Source organism: Tissierella praeacuta (assembly GCF_040396155.1).
GTDB lineage: Bacteria > Bacillota > Clostridia > Tissierellales > Tissierellaceae > Tissierella > Tissierella praeacuta_A.
The window spans coordinates 1-18,545 of the sequence record NZ_JBEBOY010000040.1; the positions used below are offsets into that span (position 1 = coordinate 1).

The window sequence follows — 18,545 nt, forward strand, 5'->3', positions numbered from 1 at the left end:
ATAATTGCTGGAGTTTTTATATTTGTAATTTTTAACTAGCACAACAGGTTAATTATTGCTGTACTATAAAGAACAAATATATTCAATCCTAATGCTTGAAGAGCATTCATATAGGTGTTTGTAAATGGGCTTACTGAGTTAGCAATTATAAAATATGCCAAAAATAAAGAAACTATTTGATGAGTATTTATATCATCAGTAACAATAGCAGGAAGATAATTTTTAGCTAAAATAAATACTATCCCTAATACTACATAGATTGAAGTAATAATTTTAATGCTTATTTTAGGATATACTTCCAGATCCTTTTTATTTTTTTCTCCATAACTTATTCCAACCAAAGTTAATGTAGCTGATCCATACATATACTTCGATATATTTAAAAATCCCAGTAGTATATTAATTATTATATATCCAGCATATTCAACTGTACCAATTCTTAATATTATTGCATTAACAGCAATGACAAAAATAAATCCATCAAAAATTTCTTGACCTATTAACGGTAGAGATTCTTTTAGCTGTATTACAGCATTTTTAAAATATTTTCTTAAATTTAAAAATTCTATTGATAATTGTTCCCCCAATACTATTGCATAAATCGTTAAATTTATTAACATAGATACCACAGTAGAAATTCCTGCTGCATTTACACCTAACTTTGGCATACCAAACTTTCCTAAGACAAATATATAGTCTAAAAATAAATTAACTATTGCTGAAGTAGTAGAACCGAACAAAATCCATTTTGTATTATTATGTATTTTAAAATATGTACCAAAGGCAAATAGAAACAATTGGATAAGCACATATGTACTCATTGAATTTGAATATATAATTGCTTGGTTATATATTTGACCAGATAAAGCATATACACTACGAAATAACCAAGTTCTACCTATTATAAATAGGATCATAAATGTTACTCCTAATATAAAGCTAAGTAATAAAGAAGAGTAAAATTCATTTTTCAATCCCTCATCATCTTTCGCTCCAAATTTTTTACCTCCACGAATATTAAATATAATAGTTATAGCACCTATAAGTCCAGCTATCATCCCAAGAAATGAAGACACTACTCCAACAGCACCTAAGGCTGGGGTAGAAATCCTTGCAACTATTGCTTGATCTGTAAGTCCAATAAAATAGCTCATTATAGATTGTGCAAGTAAAGGAAAAGCAAAACTATTTAATTTTTTTATTCTTTCATTATTCATTATTTAGCTCTCTTTCACTTAAATTACTAATAAGTATGGGTATCTTTTGATTATTTGATTAGCATTAGTTTCTTTCCCTCTCTATTTCTTCATCCTAAATTTCTTGGTCTTATCTAAAATAATATTCAAGAAGCTTTTCTTTAATTCTCTCAACTTCATTTATGTTATGTTTTTCTATAACATACTTCCTCACTATGCTTTTAGTTAATTTTAATATAGATTTAGTTCTTTTTTCTCTTTAGATTATCAAAACTCAAAGTATTCTATTAGTAATGCATTTTTCATTCCTCTGATAATTCATAAAATAGATTAATAGTTATTTTATCAACTGCACCTTTATTTATCTGTATCAATATTAAGCAAATAAATCTCCTTATAAATATCTATCCATTCTCTATCATTTACTTTTATAAAAGGTTGTTTTGGATAATCATATCTAAATTCCTCCCTTGGAATTTCAGTTATAGTTCCGTCCTCATTAATTAATTCTATTACTCCAGTACCAAATTTATTATCTGGCCAAGGCTCGAGATACTCTTCTTTATACCTCTTCATTTGCTGCACTCTCCCTGTTTCCTCAATTTCTATCATTACTATATCAAACATATTGTAATAATCTATATGCTTCCTTATAATATCAATAACCTTAGAAGTATAATCATAAGATTGTTTAAAAATATCTAAATCACTTTGGCTTAATTGATGTTTTCCATCAGAATTATCATCATATTCCCTCTCACCAAATAAATCATCAATACGATGATAAAATTTAGAATACTCCCAGTTAAATTCATCTCTAATATTAGTAATAAAAAAATTAAATTCATTAAACTTTCTTGATATATCATTAATTTCATCTAGACTTCGTAAATATGCAAAAAATCTACTCTTTAGATATTCTAAATCCTTTTCAAAAATATATTCTTTTTCAATAGCATTTTCAATAGTAGCATTTGCATCTACCATATAATCACAGACTTCATAAAAATTCTTATTAAGTTTTTCATTTGCATATTCTTTATACTTTTTTTGCTCTTGATTATATTTAAAAGCTGTTAATGTGATTACTAATATTATTATAATTACAAATACTGCCATTTTTCTATTTTTCATAATCTCACACTCCAAAATACCTTAAATATACTCTATATATCTAACTCCTATATTTATTGACTATTTCTACAATTGCTTCAACAATCAATTCTGGTTCATCATTTTGAATATAATTCCATATTTCACTGCTATCACCCATCCCAGCTTCAAATAGAACAGTTGGATCACCATTTATATAACTCTTACTAAATATCTTATAGTCATTAATATGTATTTGTTCTTTACTATATTTATCATCGATTAATACATCCATTTTATATCTCCTTTTAATAAACTTATTACTACAACATAAAATAATTTCCAAGCTACTTTGTATCTCCATGATTATATTTAGTTTTATATTAAGAATTAAATCAACCCAAAAGTACCACTCTAATATTACCAAGTGTCATGTCAAATGCTGCTCTTAGCTACTACAACGTGGTTACACTACCATGCCTTCTTTTGTGAAGAAATCTAATACACAATGCCTTAAAATTGTGGTGTAATATACTCTTTAATAAATCTATTATTATAGGATTCTTTAATCCTCGAAACCTTATGTCCCTAAATATTAACAAAGATACTTTGTAAACCATTCTGTAGTTAATTTAACTACTATATTAAAGTGTTCAAGAAAACTATGATTTGCTCCATCAATAACTACCAATTTCGAGTCACTTGTAAGAAATGTCATTGCTACTTTGGACCTTTCATATAGCAACTTTTCTTCTTCGTCATTATTACCATGAATTATTAAAACTGGGCAATTAACATCTTCTAATAATTTATTCTGATCAATCAACTCAAAATCTTTCAAAATCCTTTTATCAATTACAATCTCTTTCCGTATTTCTTGTGGTGTATATTCTGTTAAATATCCTTTTTCCTCCAGCTCTTTCATTTGTTCTTTTGTAAAAATTTCAGACCAGTTATAGTTCATTGAACCAGTTAAGGCACCTGACAAAACCATCATTATTATTTCAGGAGTATAACTTTTTAAACAAATAAGAGTTCCAAGGCTATGGCCATATAGTCCAATTTTTTTATATCCCTTTGACTTTACAAATTCAATTGCATGCTTTAAATCATCTACTTCTTTCTCAACAGTCAGAATATCATTGTCACTTTCTCCACAACCACTAAAATCAAAAAGTAAAGCATTATAACCAGATTTAATAAATGCTGTAGCAAGTTTCTCAAATCTTCCTTTTGAATACTTACTCGACATAAAGCCATGACACATTACAATTATTGATTCAGAATCAACTGAATATAGATTTCCAACTAGAGTTAAATCCCTTGAGTTCTTAAATGTAACTTTTTCTATCATAATCCCTCCTAACAATTGGATTTAAAGCTTACGGATTTATCTAATGACTCAATCTCTTCTATACATTCATTTTGATGATTTATTTATAAGACATTTTTACATTAATTTATTAATCTCCTTTTGGATTGTATTATAAAATTTCAATATCTCTTGGAACATATAAACATCTTCATCATTTAGTAATATATATTCTTTTCCATCTGCTCTTTCAAAAAGCTGTTCATAGTATTCTTTTATATCCTCTCCGTTTATTGGATCAATAGAATTATAATTATCCCATAGTTTTTGAAAGCTGTTACCTAATTCAGAGTTTATAAAACGAGATTTTTTCTTGAATCCAAATATGCTTCTTTCTAAATTACGATGATATATCTTAAAGAATTCTATATCTTTATAATCCATATGTTTTTCCTCACTATTTAAAATTATATTATCCATTTCTACTTTACTCTTTCTAATTGAATTATTTATCTCATCTATAAATTGTTGCTTATCTTCATTTATATATCTTTTTTGCTTAGAATAAATACTAATAGAAAATAAAAGCGATACAATACTAATAAATATTAATATCACTACCCATATCTTCAACTTAGTAACTATAGTCAATTTACTCCCCCCTTTTTATAACATGCTAAAAGTCTATTATCAACTATTCTGCAAATATATCTTTATATACAAACTTTCATTCCCCTTTAATGTTTCCTTTCATAAATATTATTCTATAAAGTTTACTAAATTCCTTCTTTTTTTCAGTGATATTTCTAAGAGCTAAAAAATGAATGAACCAATTAACTATCATATAATGATTACAATGAGAAAATGGTTTATAATATTTAATAAATTTTTTAATATTTCTTAAAGAAGCAGAGTAAATGAAATAACTGCTGACTTAATATTAGTAGATAGGGCTTAGTAACTAATTTAAAACTATGAGAATTAATATGAGCGTTCATGAAAGTTCTTCTAGAAAGGATGTTTCAGTAAAATTTGTTTTTACTAACTGTAACTACTCAGTTTCTTATTCAAAAGCTAGAATAAGATAAACTGTTTAACATTCCGTGATTTCTACAAATCTACTTTCTACTAAATAAAAAAACAGCCTAAATTCAGGCTGAATATTGATTATATAATATCTTATCTATATAAAATAACACCAACCTTTCAATTAATTGGTGTTAAAAAAGTTACTTTAATTGTTTCTACTGTCTACCTATTAGGGATATGTTAGGATTAACTCCTACTTCTATATTTAACTCATTCCATTCAACATTTCATATACTTCCAACACTGGACTGTCTATAGTTGCTATTTGGTCTATAAAGTTTTTTTGTTCTTCTCTTGTAATAGGATTTATGATTCTCATAAATATCTCTGTCATTTTAGTATAATCACAATTAAAAGAAGCTACACTTGCATCTATCATTTCTTCTTGAGAAACATTGTAAAAACTAATATCATATCCTGCTACTTGTACTAAATATTCCATTAGCATTCTTTGTGTTCTTCCATTACCTTCTCTAAAGGGATGTATCACATTAATTTCACTTAAATAGTAAGCAAGTCTTTCTGATATCTTTTCTTGTTCTATCCCTATTAAGAAGTTTTCTTGTCTAAGTTTTAAAAATATTTCATTGGAAATATTATTTATATACATATATTTGCAGAATTCATTTCCCTTTGATATATTAACTGTTCTTAGTTCACCAGCCCAATCATAAATATCTTTAAATATATGTATATGTATATCTTGCAAATGCTTTAAATCAAAGTTTCCTTTAACTGGATCCTTACTAATTTCTGCCATACGGAGAGATGTAATTTTTCTTTCAATTACTTCAAGTTCTTCCCTATTGGTGATATTAAGATTATTCCTTAATACAAAGGAAGTTGGATAACAATATTTACCGTCCCATTCATAAATATAATCATAATTTTTTCTCATAATCTTACATGTTTTACTATATAGTTATTGTATATTTATCTATTAATTTTCTAGTCATCTCATCAAAACTAATCTTTTCAGTAAGACATTCTCTAATTCTTCTTTTATCATCCTCATTTAAAGGCATGCCTTCTATAGACATATTCCCATCAACTCTTCTTATAATCTCCTCTATATCTCTCATAGATATCACCTTTTTCTTTTTTCATCTTAATTATATTATAACACAATTAAGGTTATTTTACACCATTTCAAAACTTCTTGAGATATTTATAATGCTATATTTCTATAGCTTTTTACTTTTAAATTTATGTAACTTTTTACTAAAAATACTTTTAACTTTTATTTCTTCCCAATATAAAAATACCATAAGATTCTTTTATAAATAATACGATATTTCAATGAAATTTTAAGTTCCAATAACTATTACTTCTACAAAATCATCTTCGCTACTAATTCACCTTCTTCAATCCTACCTGTTTCTGCAAAACCTAATGATGCATAAAGTGATTTTGCTACAACATTTTCTGGTTCATAAGAAAGATAAACTGCATCAGCTTCTCCATGTGGCAATGTTCTAATTAAATCAATTGCCTTCATCATGCTTTCCTTACCATAACCTTTTCCTTGATATTCTTTGTCAATCATTAATCTCCAAACCCAATAAGCATTTTCACCATCATTTTTATCTGCATCAGTATATGATAACATTATAAAGCCTACCATGATATCATCGCCATAAATAGCATAAGGCATAGGAATGCATTCTCAAAATTATCAAATGTAACTTTTCGTAATTCTATCATAAATAGCCCCCTTATTTAATATAATCTTACCTTTAACTTTTACTTTCGAACTAAGACACCTTTTATATTAGCTAAATTATTATGTATATGATGCTCTTTGCTTTTTCTTACCTAATATAGTCTTTATTATAATATAAACTATTTTACAAAACAATCTAATATACTTAGAAATCCTAAGCTATAACCCATAGGTAATTCTTAGTTATAGTTTTATCTTTATTAAGCCTTGAATCAATTTGATTTTTTCATCATCTCATTATAAATTCGGTCTAAAGTAACTAAAGCTGGACTTAATGCTCCAACAATTAAAAACAGATTTTGATAAAGTTCATTATCAATTATTTCTCCTATGGCAATACCTATATATCCCCCTATTATTGATAGTAAAATTAAAGCCATATTTTTTACACCTCCATAGCAAACAATTAACTAGCCACCCTTAATTTATAAAGTACTATAACCATAATGGAATCATTTTCTATATATTAATTTCTGTATTTTAAACTTGGATAGTCTTCATTTAAATTATTAACTACTTTTTTTCAATACAGATTTATCAATCATTAATTATACTCTCTCCTCCCCTAAATTCTTTTTCATAACTATTGCATCAAATAAATTATCTGTCCATTGTAATCTAATTTTTTCTACTTCCACAAATCCTCTATTTCTCCAAAATCGTAATACTAGTTCATTATAATCATATGCAACATCAATTCTTATACTTTTTAAATTTCTCTCTCTTAAATAGTCCTCTAATGCATCATATATTTCTTTTCCATATCCTCTAGATTTAAATTCATTGTGTACCATAAGTAAAGATAAGTAACATTCTTCTGCAAATAAAATATCTATAAATCCAATTATGGTGTTATCTTTATTTTCTTTTGCTATTAAAGTTCTAAAATTTGTACTCTTCATTTCTTTCTGTTCCTGAATTAGCCAGTCCATACTTACCTCTTGCCTACCAATATGAAACATAAGAAAATCCTGATTTGAGTTATATACTTCTAGTAGTCCCTTAATATCTTCTTCTGTCATATCTTTTATAATTAAATTTTTTGTCTTTACTATCATCCATACTCTCCTATTATTAATTGTTATATTTAGTACTTTCTAAAAATCATATATTCTATTTTGTTGTTCCTCTGGATATTCACCTATTCTTAATATAATAATAACTGAGAAATAATCTCTAGTTACATTCATTTGAAAAAGATATAAATCTGCCAGTCTTTTCTTCAGTTGTAAAATCATCTCTTTATCTTTAGCTTCCACTGGCGCAGATGTATATTGGACTAAGAATACAGTTCTTGCTATGTCGTACAGAAAATCTCCATTTTATAGAATTCTTGATTATATCGGACAAAGATATTTCATATTCTCCATCTACTTTTTCAATAGTAAGTATACATTCATTCCAATCACTATTTACGTTATCCAAAATAATCACCTTCCATAAATATTATGAACACTTGCATTATCTTTCTGTCTAACTTCATTATATATATGATTCAATACATCTTTATAGCCTGCAAATGGATATTCATTATTTTCTTCACTAAGGTTTACACTCCTATCATATTCATTAGCCCATAGATCAAATCCTTTATTATCTAACATTTTTGATTACCTCCTAATAAAATTTTTCTTTATTTAATTCTGTAAATATAAGGTCTTACTAATTTCTAGCCTTTCTGATGCTATTAATTATGAAAAATAAAATTACATTATATCTTTAGTTTTCTATTCTCCTTATTTATTATTTCTTCGTTAAATTTACTAACCTAAATTAAGGACCTTTAATATCTATTCATTAAAATATTATTCTATATTTTCTTTCAAAATCCTTCTTTTTAAGCTAAATGTTTTCAAAAGCATAAAATAAGCAATTTAATTTCCTATCTTTTAACAAGTTCCTAAAACCTTATCATTCTTCTTTCTTATACACCTCCCTATAGTTAATATACATCTCTAATATATCTTGATTATCATAAAAGAAATTATATACAATTTCTATATTTTCAACTGTACTATGTGAAATATAATGTTCTATTAACTCTGTTTGAATTAAAGTATTTTTTTCACATCCTATGAAATACAAAAATCTTTCTATGGTATTATGTCTATCTAATAAAAACTCCCCTACCTTTTTACCATATTCCGTTAATGTTACAATCCTGTATTTTTCATAATTAACTAATCCTAAATCGCCAAGCTTTCTTACCATTTTTGAAGCTGATGAATCCTTTACATTTAAAAGACTTGCCAATGTATTTATGCGAATATAGGATTCTTCTAGACTATTCCTATATATCATTTCAAGATAATCCTCCAGTGCTGGTGTAAGTAAGGTTTTATTATATCCATTTAACTCATACCCTCGGACTGTACGAAATTTACTATCCAATATTATCACTCCTAAAATTTATCTAACAAATTATATCTATTATTATATATACGAGTAACAGATTGAAAGTATTTAACATATTTTAGTGTAGGGAAAGTTTTTTTCCCAAGGCTAAAATATATTTCTTAGAGGAGGTCTTTTATATGAATAATACTTATATTCCACTTAACTCATTATCTATTGGTGAAAAATGTAAAGTTAAACAATTAGTATCTAATGGATTAACAAGAAGGAGAATGTTAGATTTAGGTTTAATTGATGACACTGTAGTAGAACCTTTGCATCAAAGTCCTTCAGGTGACCCCATGGCTTATCTTATTAGAGGCGCAGTAATAGCTCTTCGTTCCGATGTAGCTTCTATGATATTAGTAGAAAAACTTTAATTTAGGAGGGATAATTCATGGGTTTAACTAGTACATCTACTGGAATAGGAATTCTCGAACAGGAGCTTAAGATTGAAAAAGCTTCATTTAATGATAAAATTATAGCTTTAGGCGGTAATCCTAATGTAGGAAAATCCACAGTTTTCAATAATTTGACAGGATTAAATCAACATACTGGTAACTGGCCAGGAAAAACAGTTACTAATGCTCATGGAAATTATTATTATAGGGATAACAATTTCATTTTAGTAGATATTCCAGGTACTTATTCATTAATGGCAAATTCTATTGAGGAAGAAGTTGCTAGAGATTTTATATGTTTTGGAAATCCAGATGCATCAGTAATTGTAGTAGATGCTACATGCTTAGAAAGAAATCTAAATCTCGTCCTACAAACTTTAGAGATTACTTCTAAAGTAGTAGTGTGCGTTAATCTTATGGATGAGGCAAAAAGAAAAAATATAAATATAGATTTGAAAGAATTATCAAATCAACTAGGTGTTCCTGTAATTGGAACTAATGCTCTTAAGGGAAAGGGATTACAAGATTTAATGGACTCGGTTTATGATGTTTCCTTCAATGAAGTTTCATTAAACCCTTTAAATATTCAATATGAGGAATCAATAGAAAAAGCTATATCTCAAGTTGAATTAGTACTTAATCCAATAGTCCAAGACAAATTAAATACTAGATGGGTTGCATTAAAACTTATAGATGGAGACATTACCTTATTAAACTCTATAAATAAATATCTTGGTTTTGATTTAAATGAACAAAAGGAGATAATAGATGAAGTTCATAATTCAAGAATTTTTTTAAATACAAAGGGAATTAATCACGATATCCTCCGTGATAAAATTGTTAGTCATCTAGTAAATATAGCAGAAAATATAAGTAATAAAGTTGTTGCTTTTGAGAATAAAAACTATAATAATTTTGATAGAAAAATAGATAAATATCTTACATCAAAGAAAATCGGAATTCCAATTATGGTATTTCTCTTAGCTGTAGTTTTCTGGATCACTATTACTGGTGCTAATTATCCTTCTGAGATGCTTGCTAAAGGACTATTTTGGATTGAAGATAGACTTACAGAATTTTTCATATGGAGCAATGCTCCAACTTGGTTACATGAAATGTTGGTCTTAGGAGTTTACCGAACCCTTGCTTGGGTAGTATCTGTTATGCTTCCACCTATGGCTATTTTCTTCCCACTATTTACATTACTTGAGGATTTAGGCTATCTTCCTAGAGTTGCATTTAATCTGGACAATTTTTTCAAAAAATCCTGTGCCTGTGGAAAGCAAGCTCTTACTATGTGTATGGGCTTTGGATGCAACGCTGCTGGTATCATTGGATGCCGAATAATTGATTCTCCACGTGAACGGCTAATAGCCATAATCACTAATAACTTTGTACCTTGTAACGGAAGATTTCCTATACTAATAGCAATTATCTCAATGTTTTTTGCTGGAGCCATAGGAGGTCCCTTTGAATCTGTAATATTAACTTTAATTCTCACTAGTGTCATAATCCTTGGTATTATAATGACATTATTAGTATCTAGAATATTATCTAATACAATACTCAAAGGAATACCCTCAAACTTCACCTTAGAACTTCCACCTTATAGAAAGCCACAAGTAGGCAGAATAATAATACATTCAATTTTTGATAGAACCCTATTTGTCTTAGGTCGAGCAATAGTAGTAGCTATACCTGCTGGATTAGTTATATGGATTATGGCAAATATTCATATTGGCAATTCAAGTATCCTAACTCATTCTGCAAATTTCCTTGATCCATTTGGAAAACTAATTGGATTAGATGGCTATATATTAATGGCATTCATTTTAGGATTTCCTGCAAATGAAATAGTTATCCCGATAATAATTATGAGCTATATGGCTACAGGCTCTCTTCTTGAGTTAGATAGTCTATTACATTTGAAAGAACTTCTTGTTTCTAATGGCTGGACTTGGTTAACTGCTGTATGTGTAATGTTGTTTTCATTAATGCATTGGCCTTGTGCTACTACATGTCTTACTATAAAGAAAGAAACCCAAAGTTTTAAATGGACTGTTATTTCTTTTCTAGTACCAACTATTGCTGGAATTATAATTTGCTTCCTAGTTGCAAATACAGTAAGATTAGTTGGTCTAATATAAATAATAACCCAATAAAAAAGGTATTTGTCACAGACTATCAAATACCTTTTTCTTTATCATATATTTACATATCCCTTGTTGCTATTAAATCAATGCCTGTATCTAATATATTAGAAAGAATAATCTCCCCGCTTTTTATTGGTGATTCTACAATAATGGAATTTATTACTTTCATACATTCATTAATTTTATTTTTAGGAATTGCACCATTAGTTCTCACTGGTAATCTTCTCAAATGAGCATTTTTTATTTTAACGGTGGAAGTAACAACCCTAGTTGGATTTGTAATCTCTTTTATTCCATACTCTTCTCCTCGCTTGCATCTATTACCTTCAACTATATAATTTAATGGAGCGTTTTTATCTTCAGTTACTGTTAATCGACAACCCCTAGGACATACTATACAAACCATATTTCTTTTACTCATTTTTTACACCTCCTCCACTGATACGGATATTTCTGATATTTTTCTTTCTTCTAGTACATTCAATTGGATTTGTATATTTTCCATTTCTCCTGGAGCTAAATGAGTTTTCTTTATTTCTTTTATTACTACTCCATCTCCTTTAATTACCAGCTTAATATTTTTATATACATTTCTAGATCTCATAAATAACTGGATATTATCTTCAAGGTTTTCAACTCTAATTCTTTGAGGTACTATATAACTTATACCACTTCCTGGATTTGTAGTTATTTCAACTCCATTATCTTTTAGCCGACTTTTAACAAATTTAGCTGCACTTTTTCCTGCTCTTCTACTTTCTTCTGTAACAAAATCAACTAAATCATGTACATGCAATACATTGCCACAAGCAAAAATTCCTTTGTTAGAGGTTTCCATAGATTCATTAACTACTGGTCCTAATGTAACTTTATCTATTTCTATATTTGCTTTTTCAGATAATTCATTTTCAGGAATTAATCCAACAGATAATAATAATGTATCACAGTCATAATATTTTTCTGTTCCTAGAATAGGTTTTTTACATTCATCTACTTCAGCAATAACTACTCCTTTAACTCTATCTTTCCCTTCAATACGAACTACAGTATGACTTAATAATAACGGTATATTAAAATCATTTAAGCATTGAACTATATTTCTTGTAAGCCCACTTGAAAAAGGCAGCAATTCTGCCACAGCCTGTACTTCAGCACCTTCAAGAGTAAGTCTTCTTGCCATAATAAGTCCTATATCTCCAGACCCTAACATAACTACCTTTTTTCCTACCATATAGCCTTCCATATTTATAAATCTCTGTGCCATACCTGCTGTATATACTCCTGCTGGTCTTGTTCCTGATATATTAATAGCTCCTCTTGTTCTCTCTCTACACCCCATGGCAAGTATTATCGCTTTTCCTTGTATCTTTATAAAACCATCTGTTGAATTTACAGCATCTATTACTCTATCTTCCGTCATATTTATTACCATGGTATCTAGTTTATAGTCTATGCCTTCTTTCTTTAACTCTTCTATAAATCTTCCTGCATATTCAGGACCTGTTAATTCTTCCTTAAATACATGAAGACCAAATCCATTGTGAATACATTGTTGTAATATACCTCCTAATTCTCTATCTCTCTCAATAACTAAAATATTATCTACTCCATTTTTCTTTGCTTCTATGGCAGCAGCAAGTCCAGCTGGTCCTCCTCCTATAACTACTATGTCGTAACTAATCATATAATCACCCCTATTATTCCTTGGTTTCACCTGTTATTATATAAGAACCTTTGTTGCTTTTAACTATTTCCGATATATCTTTTCCTAGCTCTCTTGCTAAAATCTCCATGACCCTTGGACCACAGAATCCACCTTGGCATCTTCCCATTCCAGGCCTTACCCTTCTTTTAACACCATCTACTGTAGTGGCTCCAGCTTTTCTATTAATTGCATCTACTATTTCACCTTCTGTAATATTTTCGCATCTACATATTACTCTTCCATATCTTGAATCCTTTTTTATTACTTCTGCTTTTTCTTCATCATCTAATTCAGCAAACCTTATTACTTCCCTTCTTCTTGGATTAAAGTCTTTCTTTTCTTCTAATTCACCAATTATTCCTTTAACTAATTCTATTACATATTCGGCTATGGCAGGAGCTGCAGATAGTCCAGGGGATTTAATTCCTGCTACATTTATAAATCCTTTAGCTTCTTCTGATTCTTTAACTATAAAATCTCCACCTGTTGCTTCAGCCCTTAACCCTGCAAATGATGTTATTACTTTATTAAATGGTACTTTTTTACATGCCCTACTGGCAGATTCCCTTACATAATCCATTCTATCTGCTGTAGTTTCTGTAAGCTCTTTATCTTCCACAAGTTCTGAATCTGGTCCAACTAAAATATTCCCATGAACTGTAGGCGTAATCAATACACCTTTACTTACTGGAGTAGGACATTGGAAAATAACTCGGTTAACGATATTACCTACTCTTCTATCAAGTAAATAATACTGTCCTCTTCTAGGTTTTATACTAAAACTTGGAGAGGCTACCATATTATTAATCTTATCTGCATATACTCCAGCACAGTTAATAATATATTTTACTCTTACTTCTCCTTCATTAGTATTTATTGTGTACATACCATTATTCTTTTTGATATCTAATACCTCATTATTTAATCTTAGTTCTACCCCATTTTCTACTGCATTTTCTACTAAGGCTATGGCTAGTTCATAGGGACTAACAATACCAGCAGTAGGAGCATATAGTGCACCAATTACTTCCTCACTTAAATTAGGTTCTAATTTTCTTGTATTATCTCCATCTATTATTTCCATATTTGGAATACCTAGTTTAGTCCCATTATTATATAGCCTCTGTAATGTCTTCATATCCTCTTCGTCAAAAGCTACTACTAAAGAACCTATACGTTTAAATGGAACATATAATTCTTCACATACCTTATCAAACATAGGATTTCCTAAAGCATTAAACTTACCTTTATTACTATTCTCCTTTGCATCATATCCCGCATGTATAATTGCACTATTGGCTTTTGTTGTCCCATTTGATACATCATTATCTTTTTCCAACATCACAATATTTAAATTATACCTTGACAACTCTCTTGCTATAAATGAACCAATAATACCCGTACCTATAATTCCTATATCATACATATCCATCCCTCCTAAAGTCTTATAATTTTGTAAATAAAAAGGCATGCTAAATAACCCTATTTTTCATAGATTTTTAGCATGCCTCTCTTTGACTCAAGCATAAAGTATATTATTGTCTATTTTTCTGATAGTATATTATTCGTCTGCCCAATCACGGGATCTGTCCACTGCTTTTTTCCATCCCTTATATATTTTCTCCTTGTGAGCTTCATCCATTTCAGCATTAAATATTCTATCTACATTCCATTTATTTGATATTTCATTTGCATCTTTCCAAAATCCTACTGCCAACCCTGCCAAATAAGCTGCTCCTAATGCTGTAGTTTCTATTACCTTAGGTCTATTAACTGGTACACCTAAAATATCAGACTGAAACTGCATTAAAAAGTTATTAGCTACTGCTCCACCGTCTACTTTTAATTCCTTAAGGTCAATTCCCGAATCTTCTTGCATTGCTTCCAATACATCTCTAGTCTGATATGCAATAGACTCAAGGGCTGCTCTAATAATATGAGTTCTGCTTGAACCTCTTGTAAGTCCTACTATAGTTCCTCTAGCATACATATCCCAGTAAGGTGCTCCAAGCCCTACAAAAGCTGGTACTATGTAAACACCGTTTGTATCATCAACCTTTGTTGCAAAATATTCGCTATCCGAAGCTTCAAAGATAAATCTTAATTCATCTCTTAACCATTGAATTATTGCTCCTGCTATAAATATACTGCCCTCTAAAGCATAATTAACTTTTCCATCAATACCCCAGGCTATAGTTGTAAGTAATCCATTCTTGGAAGGAACCATCTTTTCTCCAGTATTCATAAGCATAAAACAACCTGTTCCATAAGTATTTTTAGCCATTCCTTCTTCATAACAAGCTTGCCCAAATAAGGCTGCCTGCTGATCACCTGCAATTCCAGCTATAGGTATTTTTGCCCCTCCAAAGGTATGTTCATCGGTTACCCCATAGACTTCACTGGAAGGTCTTACTTCTGGAAGCATGGATTTTGGAATATCTAGCTCTTTTAATATTTTTTCATCCCAACATAAATCCTTTATATTGAACAACATAGTCCTCGATGCATTACTGTAGTCCGTTACATGAACTTTTCCTCTTGTTAAATTCCATAATAACCACGTATCAATATTACCAAATAAAAGTTCTCCCTTTTCTGCTTTCTCTCTGGCACCTTCTATATTATCTAAAATCCATTTAATCTTAGTTCCTGAGAAATATGCATCTACAACAAGTCCAGTATTTTGTTTTATATATTCTTCTAATCCTCTTTCTTTTAAATCATCACATATCTGGGCAGTCCTCCTACATTGCCATACTATGGCGTTATATATAGGCTTACCTGTACTTTTTTCCCAAATTACAGTAGTTTCCCTTTGATTTGTAATACCTATGGCTGCAACTTCTTGAGGACTAATTCCCATTGACTCTAATACTTCCCTTGCAACTCCCATTTGAGTTCCCCATATTTCCATAGGGTCATGTTCTACCCAACCTGCTTTAGGATATATTTGTTTAAATTCTTTTTGTGATACTTTAACTATTTCAGCATTATGATTAAAGAGAATAGCTCTTGAGCTAGTAGTCCCTTGATCTAAGGACATTATATATTTCTTTTCCATATACATCCCCCTTATTTTTTTATCCCAGTCTTTTATTCATAATTTTTATATCCATAAACTTGAAAAAAGTTGATATATCAATGCTCCTATTGAACCTCCTACAATTGGTCCAATTACGGGAATAAGGGCATATCCCCAGTCTGAATCTCTTTTTTCTGGTATTGGTAAAATCGCATGTGCTATTCTTGGTCCTAAATCCCTAGCGGGATTTATAGCATATCCAGTAGGTCCTCCTAAACTTAGTCCTATTACCCAAACTAAAATCCCTGCTAATAATGGACTTAAAGCCCCTACATTGTTATTGGCATTATTAATTCCTAATATACCTGCAACTAACATAGCAGTCCCTACAACTTCCGTAATAAAATTAGATAAATTATTTCTAATGGCAGGCGCTGTACAAAATACTCCTAATTTTGTATCAGCATCATCTGTAGCTTTAAAATGATCTTTGAAAGCAAAATAAGTAATACTTGCTCCTACAATAGCACCTAAAAGTTGTGCTATTATATACCCTGGTACTAATCTCCATTCAAGATTCCCGATTACAGCAAAAGCTATAGTTAATGCAGGATTTAAATGAGCTCCGCTTACCCATCCTGTAGTATATGCAGCTATGGCAACAGCGAAACCCCATGCAGCTGTAACAACTATCCATCCGCCTCCTTCCGCTTTCGACTTTTTCAAGGATACATTGGCAACAACTCCACTACCTAGCAATATTAAAATTGCTGTGCCTAGAAATTCTGCTGAATACAATGCAATTCTTGGCATTTTAATTCCCCCTAATTTAATTTTATAAAATTCCGGAAACTACTTCCAGAAAAATATACAATTATTTCTTTGTGCCATTTTGTACCGCAATTTTACTTTGAATGATTTAAAAGCCAAACAAAAAAACACACTATTTAAAACCTATTTTTATATAGGTCTTATAGTGTGGCTCTCTTTTCTCTCGCCTTTTATAATATGTAATTTTCTAAATTTTCTATACATTAAGTTTATCATTAATTTAACTCTTTGTCAACTTATATTTAAAATATTTATAAATACCATATTTCCTTTTTAGTTGTTGAAATTCCAACTGCCCCTGATTTAAGACTTTGTATCACATCATCTTTGTTCATTATTAATCCGCCAGTTATAATAGGAATACTAGTTTCATGGTGTATTTTCTCCACAATTTCAGGCATAATCCCTGGCATAATTTCCACAGCATTTGGCTTAATAGTTTTTATGGACTCAATACCTGAATCTAAAGATAAGGAATCCAGCATAAATAGCCTTTGTATGGTAAATAATCCCATGCTTTTAGCTGGTCTTATAAAGCTATTTTTCGTTGTAATTATTCCGTCTGCATCAGTTTTTTGATTAATATATTTTAAAGTAGTTAAGTTCTTAGAAAATCCATCTATTAAATCTATATGAACATATATGCTTTTTTTATTTTCTTTAACTTTTTTTATTATACTTTCGAGATTAAAAATATCTCCCGTCAAAAGAAAAATTATTTCACAGGGAGAAGCTATCGCCTCATCAAGTCTCGTAACATCATTCACTGCTGCTATAACGGGATTTAATTGTATTTTATCAAAAAATCCACTTCTCAATGCTTTCACCCCTTCAATATATATCCCGTAGTTTAACCTTGTCTACTTATATATAAGATATATATATTTAATATTTATTCATATATATATTTATTATACCTTCTTATAACTTCAATATCTACTGTTTCTGGCTCTAAATTTAATATTTTATAAATTTACCTGTCATTATATCTTTTCAAAGTCTTACTACATTATCTATTTTGAAATTAAATATATAAGGAATTTACTGGTTTTTTATTGAAGTAATTTTTTATATTTATTTTAAGATATATCTTTTATTGTATTGGATTTGAATTATTTAATTTTATAATGCGTATTGCAATTTATTTCTATACTTAAAGGGTGTAGTTCCAACAAACCGTTTAAAAGCCATCGTATAATAATTTTGATTATTATATCCTACAGATAAGGCAATTTCTAATATAGATAGATTTGTATGCTGTAATAGTTTCTTGCTCTTTTCTATTCTAATTTCATTAACATAATGTGAATATGTTATACCAGTTTCTTTTTTAAATAAATTGCAAAAATAGCATTTATTTAGACCTAAAAACTCTGATATTATATCTAAACCTAAAGAATCTCTATAATTCTTTTTAGTAAACTCCATAGCCCTCTGCACATGAAAACTATAGATTTTATTATTGTCAATATTATTTTTACTCATAAAATACCACCCTCTCATTTAAATTATCTAAATATAGTTATAAAAAAGTAAATATAGTTAAGATTTGCAGTTCAATAACTGCTAGAATGTCTCTAATTGATAATGATTATCATTCTTAATTGTGCTGATTATTATATCAAGA

The 18,545-nt window shown here is 29.2% G+C and carries 23 protein-coding genes; 2 read left to right on the forward strand and 21 right to left on the reverse strand.

Annotated features, from left to right (window positions below):
• Positions 1-35: 35 nt before the first annotated feature.
• The 14 genes from ABWP20_RS15110 to ABWP20_RS15175 all read right to left on the reverse strand — a co-directional run bounded on the left by ABWP20_RS15110 (position 36) and on the right by ABWP20_RS15175 (position 8,803).
• Positions 36-1,217, reverse strand: coding sequence for an MATE family efflux transporter (locus tag ABWP20_RS15110; RefSeq protein ID WP_353096892.1), 1,182 nt, complete (start codon positions 1,215-1,217; stop codon positions 36-38).
• A gap of 336 nt (positions 1,218-1,553) precedes the next feature.
• Entirely contained in the window at positions 1,554-2,330 is a 777-nt protein-coding gene (locus ABWP20_RS15115) for a hypothetical protein (RefSeq protein ID WP_353096894.1), read from the reverse strand.
• Positions 2,331-2,370: 40 nt separating this feature from the next.
• A complete protein-coding gene (locus ABWP20_RS15120) occupies positions 2,371-2,583 on the reverse strand; it encodes a hypothetical protein (protein ID WP_353096896.1) in 213 nt (70 codons plus the stop codon).
• Between the two features lie 300 nt (positions 2,584-2,883).
• On the reverse strand, positions 2,884-3,642 hold the full coding sequence (locus ABWP20_RS15125) for an alpha/beta hydrolase (RefSeq protein WP_353096898.1): 759 nt from the start codon (positions 3,640-3,642) through the stop codon (positions 2,884-2,886).
• A 96-nt stretch (positions 3,643-3,738) separates the two neighbouring features.
• Complete coding sequence (locus tag ABWP20_RS15130; protein ID WP_353096900.1) at positions 3,739-4,251, reverse strand: hypothetical protein; 513 nt, start codon at positions 4,249-4,251, stop codon at positions 3,739-3,741.
• A gap of 643 nt (positions 4,252-4,894) precedes the next feature.
• A complete protein-coding gene (locus ABWP20_RS15135) occupies positions 4,895-5,587 on the reverse strand; it encodes a Fic/DOC family protein (RefSeq protein ID WP_353096902.1) in 693 nt (230 codons plus the stop codon).
• Between the two features lie 16 nt (positions 5,588-5,603).
• A complete protein-coding gene (locus tag ABWP20_RS15140; RefSeq protein ID WP_353096904.1) occupies positions 5,604-5,771 on the reverse strand; it encodes a hypothetical protein in 168 nt (55 codons plus the stop codon).
• Positions 5,772-6,019: 248 nt separating this feature from the next.
• A complete protein-coding gene (locus ABWP20_RS15145) occupies positions 6,020-6,343 on the reverse strand; it encodes a GNAT family N-acetyltransferase (RefSeq protein WP_353096906.1) in 324 nt (107 codons plus the stop codon).
• A gap of 281 nt (positions 6,344-6,624) precedes the next feature.
• Positions 6,625-6,792 carry a hypothetical protein gene (locus tag ABWP20_RS15150; RefSeq protein WP_353096907.1) on the reverse strand — a complete coding sequence of 56 codons (168 nt, stop codon included), beginning with the start codon at positions 6,790-6,792 and terminating at the stop codon, positions 6,625-6,627.
• Positions 6,793-6,960: 168 nt separating this feature from the next.
• Positions 6,961-7,470, reverse strand: a complete 510-nt coding sequence (locus tag ABWP20_RS15155; RefSeq protein WP_353096909.1) for a GNAT family N-acetyltransferase — start codon at positions 7,468-7,470, stop codon at positions 6,961-6,963.
• A 39-nt stretch (positions 7,471-7,509) separates the two neighbouring features.
• A complete protein-coding gene (locus ABWP20_RS15160) occupies positions 7,510-7,650 on the reverse strand; it encodes a hypothetical protein (protein ID WP_353096911.1) in 141 nt (46 codons plus the stop codon).
• Positions 7,651-7,660: 10 nt separating this feature from the next.
• Complete coding sequence (locus tag ABWP20_RS15165) at positions 7,661-7,837, reverse strand: hypothetical protein (RefSeq protein ID WP_353096913.1); 177 nt, start codon at positions 7,835-7,837, stop codon at positions 7,661-7,663.
• A 5-nt stretch (positions 7,838-7,842) separates the two neighbouring features.
• Positions 7,843-8,016, reverse strand: coding sequence for a hypothetical protein (locus ABWP20_RS15170; RefSeq protein WP_353096914.1), 174 nt, complete (start codon positions 8,014-8,016; stop codon positions 7,843-7,845).
• A gap of 307 nt (positions 8,017-8,323) precedes the next feature.
• Positions 8,324-8,803 (reverse strand): metal-dependent transcriptional regulator, encoded by a 480-nt coding sequence (locus ABWP20_RS15175; protein ID WP_353096916.1) that lies wholly within the window; start codon positions 8,801-8,803, stop codon positions 8,324-8,326.
• 143 nt (positions 8,804-8,946) lie between these two features.
• Between ABWP20_RS15175 and ABWP20_RS15180 the strand changes: the two genes are divergently transcribed.
• Positions 8,947-9,186, forward strand: coding sequence for a FeoA family protein (locus ABWP20_RS15180; RefSeq protein ID WP_353096918.1), 240 nt, complete (start codon positions 8,947-8,949; stop codon positions 9,184-9,186).
• A gap of 17 nt (positions 9,187-9,203) precedes the next feature.
• Complete coding sequence (gene feoB / locus ABWP20_RS15185) at positions 9,204-11,354, forward strand: ferrous iron transport protein B (protein WP_353096920.1); 2,151 nt, start codon at positions 9,204-9,206, stop codon at positions 11,352-11,354.
• Between the two features lie 64 nt (positions 11,355-11,418).
• On the opposite strand, the gene ABWP20_RS15190 is transcribed toward feoB, so the two are convergent.
• The 7 genes from ABWP20_RS15190 to ABWP20_RS15220 all read right to left on the reverse strand — a co-directional run bounded on the left by ABWP20_RS15190 (position 11,419) and on the right by ABWP20_RS15220 (position 18,403).
• The gene (locus ABWP20_RS15190) at positions 11,419-11,781 is read right to left on the reverse strand and encodes a DUF1667 domain-containing protein (protein ID WP_353096922.1); all 363 of its coding nucleotides are present in this window, start codon (positions 11,779-11,781) and stop codon (positions 11,419-11,421) included.
• 3 nt (positions 11,782-11,784) lie between these two features.
• Positions 11,785-13,044 carry an NAD(P)/FAD-dependent oxidoreductase gene (locus tag ABWP20_RS15195; RefSeq protein ID WP_353096924.1) on the reverse strand — a complete coding sequence of 420 codons (1,260 nt, stop codon included), beginning with the start codon at positions 13,042-13,044 and terminating at the stop codon, positions 11,785-11,787.
• A gap of 13 nt (positions 13,045-13,057) precedes the next feature.
• A complete protein-coding gene (locus ABWP20_RS15200; RefSeq protein ID WP_353096926.1) occupies positions 13,058-14,491 on the reverse strand; it encodes an NAD(P)/FAD-dependent oxidoreductase in 1,434 nt (477 codons plus the stop codon).
• 135 nt (positions 14,492-14,626) lie between these two features.
• Positions 14,627-16,126 carry a glycerol kinase GlpK gene (gene glpK / locus ABWP20_RS15205; protein ID WP_353096928.1) on the reverse strand — a complete coding sequence of 500 codons (1,500 nt, stop codon included), beginning with the start codon at positions 16,124-16,126 and terminating at the stop codon, positions 14,627-14,629.
• A gap of 45 nt (positions 16,127-16,171) precedes the next feature.
• Positions 16,172-16,900 (reverse strand): MIP/aquaporin family protein, encoded by a 729-nt coding sequence (locus ABWP20_RS15210; protein ID WP_503012547.1) that lies wholly within the window; start codon positions 16,898-16,900, stop codon positions 16,172-16,174.
• 269 nt (positions 16,901-17,169) lie between these two features.
• Positions 17,170-17,736, reverse strand: coding sequence for a glycerol-3-phosphate responsive antiterminator (locus tag ABWP20_RS15215; RefSeq protein ID WP_353096930.1), 567 nt, complete (start codon positions 17,734-17,736; stop codon positions 17,170-17,172).
• A 304-nt stretch (positions 17,737-18,040) separates the two neighbouring features.
• Entirely contained in the window at positions 18,041-18,403 is a 363-nt protein-coding gene (locus tag ABWP20_RS15220; RefSeq protein ID WP_353096932.1) for a helix-turn-helix domain-containing protein, read from the reverse strand.
• Positions 18,404-18,545 lie beyond the last annotated feature (142 nt).